This is a genomic window from Mesorhizobium sp. M7D.F.Ca.US.004.03.1.1 (genome assembly GCF_003998635.1).
GTDB classification, from domain to species: Bacteria; Pseudomonadota; Alphaproteobacteria; order Rhizobiales; family Rhizobiaceae; genus Mesorhizobium; species Mesorhizobium loti.
The window spans coordinates 1-6481 of sequence record NZ_RZQG01000293.1 but is presented as its reverse complement, the minus strand read 5'-3'; the positions used below and the strand labels follow the sequence as shown (position 1 = coordinate 6481).

The 6481-nt window shown below is 60.9% G+C and carries 5 protein-coding genes; 4 read left to right on the top strand and 1 reads right to left on the bottom strand.

The genetic code is table 11. The features are described from left to right. A partial coding sequence (locus tag EN935_RS17560; RefSeq protein ID WP_281040342.1) for a M17 family peptidase N-terminal domain-containing protein occupies positions 1-411 on the bottom strand: 411 nt, incomplete at its 3' end. 353 nt (positions 412-764) lie between these two features. On the opposite strand from EN935_RS17560, the gene lptF reads away from it, so the two are divergent. The 4 genes from lptF to EN935_RS17540 form a co-directional block, all read left to right on the top strand. Beyond that, positions 765-1967: an LPS export ABC transporter permease LptF gene (lptF, locus tag EN935_RS17555; protein ID WP_109662846.1), complete on the top strand. Its 1203-nt coding sequence runs from the start codon at positions 765-767 to the stop codon at positions 1965-1967. Then, positions 1964-3049: an LPS export ABC transporter permease LptG gene (gene lptG, locus EN935_RS17550; protein WP_206438822.1), complete on the top strand. Its 1086-nt coding sequence runs from the start codon at positions 1964-1966 to the stop codon at positions 3047-3049. Before lptF ends, lptG begins: the two co-directional genes overlap by 4 nt. Continuing rightward, entirely contained in the window at positions 3049-5487 is a 2439-nt protein-coding gene (locus EN935_RS17545) for an LPS-assembly protein LptD (RefSeq protein WP_164757831.1), read from the top strand. Before lptG ends, EN935_RS17545 begins: the two co-directional genes overlap by 1 nt. Positions 5488-5578: 91 nt before the next feature. Further along, positions 5579-6481, top strand: a 903-nt coding sequence (locus EN935_RS17540; RefSeq protein WP_164771177.1) for a peptidylprolyl isomerase, incomplete at its 3' end; no start/stop codon positions are given.

Here is a 6481-nt window from a genome sequence, read left to right as displayed (position 1 = left end):
GCGCAGAAGAATTCCCGCTGCAAGGCTCGCCGCATCCTTGCCACTTGGCGACGCGCCGGCGAGATCGAGCACCACCGCCACATCAGTCGCCTTGCGCAGCGACGCGGCAATGGTGCCGCCAAGCTTCAGCCACGCATAGTCGTCGAGCCCCGACACCTTGCCGGCGCCTATCGCCACCAGCCTGTCAAGCGACGCTTCCTGCGGCGCCAGAACCTCCACCACGCTGGCGAACTTGCCGGTGAACTCGGCCACCGGAAAGGCCCGCTCCAGTGTCTTGCCGGGATCGCAAGCCTTGGCGGCGTCGCTCAGGCCACCCTCATCCGCCAACAGCACGAAGGCTGTGCCCTTCTTGTTCGCCGCGGTCTGGGGTGCGGAAAATTTAGCGAATGCGATCGACGGTCTTTGGCTCATCATGTCCTGCTTTCGGGGAATGCGCGGCTTTTGGGGAAGTGGTTCGAAACGATGCGCGACATTTGGTCGTTTTCCGGCATTTGGCAAGACATTGCCAAATTCGCACCCCATATCACCGATGGAATCGATGGTGATTCTTCGCGGCACGGCCCCGCTTTTTGCCGCAACCTGTTGTTAACCATCGATGTTCTCCCTTTCTTATCCATTCCAGCCGACACTCCGGCCCGCCGGGGCGGGTGACTTGGAACGGGAACCGGATCGACCATCTGTTGGAGCCAGTTGTGCAGGCGCTGCCGGACAGCTACCCTTGTGCGGTGGCATGATGCCGTTCGAGAAAATCGAGAAAAGCCTTCATGAAGGTCGTTGAACGCTACATCATGCGCCGCGCTTTCGTGGTCTTCATGGCCGCGCTTGTCTGGACGCTGGCCATCGTGTGGACGACGCAGGTGCTGGCAAAGATCGACCTAGTCACCGACAGCGGCCAGTCGGCGCTGACCTTCTTCGAGGTCGCCGCCCTCATTCTTCCGTCCATCATCCCGATCGTCGTCCCTTTTGCGCTGGTGGTGGCGGTCGCGCAGACGCTCAGTGCCATGAATTCGGATTCCGAACTCGCCGTCGTCAACGCGGCGGGCGCCTCGCGCTGGACCATCGTGCGGCCGATCATGCTTTTGGCGCTGGCGGCCGCGGTCTTCTCCTTTGCCGTCGACAACGGCATCGATCCCTATGCCCGGCAGAAGAACCGGGCCCTGGTGGCGTCGTCACGCGCGGATCTGTTGTCGCTGATCATCCAGGAAGGCACCTTCCGCAAGATCGAGGACGGGCTGTTCCTGCAGATCGGCGAGCGGCTTCCCGACAATCGGCTGGGCGGCATTTTCGTCGCCGATTCGCGCGAAGAAGGCGTCAACCTCGTCTACTACGCCAAGACCGGCAGCATCGTCGAACGCGGCGGCGAAAAGGTGCTGATGATGAATGACGGCGTCATCCATCGCAAAACGCTGACTGGCGATCTCTCCGTCATACGCTTCACCTCCTATGCCTTCGACATGTCGGCCTTCATGGCGGCCGCTTCGGCGGTGACGCTCCTGCCGAAAGACCAGACGACCCAGTACCTGCTCAACCCGAGCGCCAACGACAAGAATTATCAGCAGAACCCCTCAGAATATCAAGCCGAGGTCAACCAGCGGTTTTCGGAATGGACGTATTCCATGGTCTTCGCGCTCATCGCGCTGGCGGTCGCCGGAGACGCGCGCTCGCACCGCGAGGCACGCGTCAATCCGCTGATCACGGCCATCGGGATATCGCTGTTCGTGCGTTGGCTGGGCTTTTTTGCCGCCAGCAAAGCCGATGAGATCCCGCAATATGCCTATATGGTCTATGGCGTGCCGATCGTGGCTTCCGCGGTGGCGATCTGGTTCATCGTCTCCAACCGGACCATGGAACTGCCGGTGGCCTGGGCCGACTGGATGACAAATTTCGCCACGCGCACCGGTGACAGCTGGAACGCTCTCAAACTGCGTTTGTCCAGACGCGGCACTTCAGGGCAAGGGGTCAGCTGATGGGCTGGACGCTGGGCCGCTATTTCTTCTTCCGCTATGTGACGATCACCATCTGGTTCTTCATCGGCCTCCTGGCGCTGGTGTTCCTGATCGATTTCACCGAACTCTCCGGCCGCACCACCGGCCTGCCCGGCTTCACCTACGGAACGGCAGTGGCCATTTCGGGGCTCCGAATGCCGATGATCATGCTGCAGACGGTGCCGTTTGTCGGTCTGTTCTCGGCGATGGCGACGCTGGTGTCGCTCAACCGGCGCTACGAACTGGTCATCGCGCGTTCCGCGGGCGTTTCCGCCTGGCAGTTCCTGTTGCCATGCTGCATCGGAGCCTTGCTGTTCGGCGTCTTGTCGGTTGGCGTCATCAATCCGCTCGCCGCGCACGCATTCTCCTGGTCCGAGCAGATCGAAACCCAGCTGCGTTCCGGCAAATCGAACACGGTTTCAGCCGATGCCGCGCCCTGGATTCGGCAGAAAACCAGTTCGGGGGACACCATCATCGGTGCGCGGGCCATCCTCAATCAGGGCCTGGAGATGGCCGATGTCGTCTTTTTCATTCTCGACCCGCAAGGCAACATCGTCGAGCGCAAGGACGCCGCGCGCGCCTTCCTTCGCGACGGCTATTGGGAATTGCAGAACGTCAAGACATTCCAGAACGGCACGATCCAGGCATCGACAACCGATCGCGTGCCGACCAATCTGAAGCCCGAATTCGTGCAAGAGCGGCTGGCGCGCCCCGAAACCATCCCTTTCTATGATCTGCCGGGAAAGATCGAGGTTGCCCGCTCCTTCGGCCTCAAGGCAAATGCCTTTGCCATGCAGTTTGATTCGCTGGTGGCGTTGCCGTTCCTTCTCGTCGCCATGACGCTGATTGCGGCAACGGTTTCAATGCGATTTGCTAGGATGGGGCAGTCGGCAACGATGATTCTGGGTGGCATCATCGCCGGCTTTCTGCTTTATGTCGTTTCGGTGCTGGTGAAGGCATTCGGCGTGGCGGGATTCGTGCCGACTGTCGTAGCCGCATGGGTGCCGGTCGTAGTGGCTATGTTCTTCGGGGTGACTTTCCTGCTATACAAGGAAGACGGCTAGTGAGGGAGGCGTTTTTGCCCAGCAACAGGCAGGCCCGTTTGGCGCGCCTCTATGCGGCGACCGCCTTGGCGTGCGTGCTTGCATGCGTCGTCCCGATGCCGGCGTTCGCGCAGGATGTCGGTGACATGGCGACATCGGTTCCGTCAGGCTCGCAGATGCTGCTCGCTGCCGATACGCTGGTCTACAACAACGAAAATCAGACGGTGACCGCCGTCGGTGGCGTGCAGATCGACTATGGTGGCAATCGCCTTGTCGCCCAGCGGGTCGAATACAACCGCAACACCAAGCGGATGGTTGCGAGCGGCAATGTCGAAGTCGTCAACAGCGACGGCACCAAGATCAATTCGGAACATATCGACATCACCGATGACTTCGCCGACGGCTTCGTCAACGCATTGCGTGTCGAAACCATCGACAAGGCCTATTTCGCCGCCGAAAGCGCCGAGCGCATGGGCGGCGTCCTGACCACGTTCCACAATGGCGTCTACACCGCCTGCGAACCGTGCGAGGACAAGCCCGACAAAGCGCCGACCTGGCGCGTCAAGGCCAGGAAGATCATCTGGAACGGCGAGAAGAAGACGGTTCGCTTCGAGAATGCGAATTTCGAGTTCTTCGGTTTCCCGCTCGCCTATCTGCCTGCATTCGAGATTGCCGACCCGACGGTGAAGCGCAAGAGCGGCTTCCTGATCCCCAGCATCGTCTACAAGAGCGATCTCGGTGTCGGCGTAAAAATTCCCTATTATTTCGCATTGTCACCGACTTACGACCTGACCGTCACCGGCTCCGGCTACACCAAGCAGGGCTTCCTCGGTGAGGCCGAATGGCGCCAGCGCTTCAACAATGGCCAGTACAGTTTGAAGATCGCCGGAATCCATCAGCAGGATCCCGATGCCTTCCTCGACACGACTGCCTTCCCCAGCACCGCTGGCCACAATGTCGATTCGGGCGCAGCGGGCGATCCCAACAAATTCCGTGGCATGATGGGCACGCAGGGCCAGTTCGCCATCAATCCGCGCTGGAATTTCGGCTGGGATGTGCTGCTGCAGACCGACAAGAACTTCTCGAACACCTATAACATCGACAAGTACAATGGCAGCGTCCACCAGTCGTCGGTCTATTTGACAGGTCTCAACGGCCGCAACTATTTCGACCTGCGCGCCATGCACTTCGAAGTGCAGGAAGATACACCCAACGACAACATCTCTGCGCGAAGCGGACAGCAGCCCTGGGTGCTGCCGTCGCTCGACTACGCCTATATTCCCGACGTATCGGTGGCTGGCGGCCAGCTGTCGCTCAATGTCAACTCGCGGGTTATCAGCCGCGACGATCTCGACCAGACCTACTTCACCCCTTACGTACCTGGTTCAGGCACGCAGCGTGTCCGTGGCATCGAAGGCGAATCGGGCCGCCTCACCGCCGAGGCCGAGTGGAAGCGGAGCTTCGTCACCGATGGCGGGCTGGTGCTGACGCCGTTGCTGGCACTGCAGGGCGATGTGGACTACCTGAACGCATCGTCGGCCTCGCTCGCCGCCATCAACCAGATGGCAACGAATTTGGGCGAGCAGGACGATATGCGCTCGTCATTTGCCCGTTACATGGCAACCGCAGGCCTCGAGATGCGTTGGCCGGTGCTGTTTTCCATGGCGAGCGGATCCAGCCATGTGATCGAACCGATGGCGCAGGTCTTCATGCGCCCGAACGAGCAGTATGTCGGCGGTCTGGCCGTTCCCAACGAAGACGCCCAAAGCATGGTGTTCGACGCGACCACCTTGTTCGAACGCGACAAGTTCTCCGGCTACGACCGCGTCGAAGGCGGTTCGCGCGCCAATGTCGGCTTCCGCTATTCCGGCTCGTACAACAATGGCTGGGGCACCAATGCCATTTTCGGCCAATCCTATCAGATCGGCGGCGAGAATTCCTTCGCGGCTCCGGATCTGGTCAATGTTGGCGCCTATTCAGGTCTCGACACGACCAAGTCCGACTATGTCGGCCTGTTCGGCATCAACAGCCCCAACGGCTTCGCGGCCTCGGTCAGCGGCCGTTTTGACGAACAGAGCTTTGAGATCCGCCGCGCCGAGGTGAAGGCCGCCTATTCCGGCCTGCCGGTGTCGCTGAGCGCCAAATACGCCTTCATCCAGGCCCAGCCGCTCTACGGTTTCACGACCGACCGCCACGAAGTCACGCTCGGTGCATCGACGCATCTCGCCGAGAACTGGCGCGTCTTCGGCACCGGAACCTACGACCTGCAGGAAAGCCTGTTGGTCAGGGACGGCGTCGGCTTCGCCTACAATGATTCCTGCTTCACCTATTTGATGACCTACTCGCAGTCGCGTGACCTGAACACCAGGGAGGTGTCGCAGACCATCGGCTTCAATCTGTCGTTCCGCACCCTCGGCGATTTCGGCTCGTCGAGCAGTGGCGTCGACACGATCCAGTAACAATCGGCGACATCGTTTCGCCGCATAGGGCTGGCACGGATTTCGCGCACCTGAAAAGATAAAAATTGGGCGGAGCCGGGATAGAATTGGGATGCCAACGATGAGGAAATACCTCTTTTCAGCAGGTTTTGCGCTGCTTGTGGCGGCGACGTGCGTGTCGATCACCGTGATGACGCCACCGGCTTTCGCCAGCGAGATCAAATACGTCGTCAACGACATTCCGGTCACCACCGGCGACATCGCCCATCGCGCCGCCTTCCTGAAGCTGCAGCGCAAGAAGGGTGACGCCGGCCAGGAAATGATCGACCAGACGCTGCGCATGGCCGAGGCCAAGCGGCTTGGCATCCGCATCAGCGACGCTCAGGTCGAAGCGGCGTATCAGCGCTTTGCGTCAAGCAACAAGATGCAGCTCAGCCAGCTCGACGGCGTCATGGAGAAGTCGGGCGTCACCAAGGGCCACTTCAAGGAATTCATCCGCGCCCAGATGGCCTGGAACCAGGCCTTGAGCGCGCGCTACCGTTCCGGCGACGGTACCGGTGCCGTCAGCGAACAGGATATTGTCAGGAAGATGCTCGAAAAAGGCGGATCCAAGCCGAGCGCCACCGAGTACATGCTGCAGCAGGTCATCTTCGTGGTGCCGGCGGCAGAACGCAGCGCGACGCTGGGCAAACGCAAGCGCGAGGCCGACGCCATGCGCGCCCGCTTCAGCGGCTGCAACACGACGCGCGAATTCGCCAAGGGCCTGATCGACGTCACCGTTCGCGATCTGGGCCGGGTGCTGGCGCCGCAACTGCCGCCGGACTGGGCCGAGCAGATCAAGGCTACCAAGGTCGGCGGCGCCACCGTCACGCGCGAAACCGAACGCGGCGTCGAATTCATCGGCATCTGCTCGTCGCGCGAAGTGTCCGACGACAAGGTCGCGCAGATGGTGTTCCAGGGCGAAAGCTCCGGTGACAAGAACGCCGACGAACTCAGCAAGAAATATGTCGACGAG

Excerpts from the sequence above, each read along its gene's own strand:
- lptF (WP_109662846.1), top strand. The coding sequence starts at position 765 with ATGAAGGTCGTTGAACGCTACATCATGCGCCGCGCTTTCGTGGTCTTC.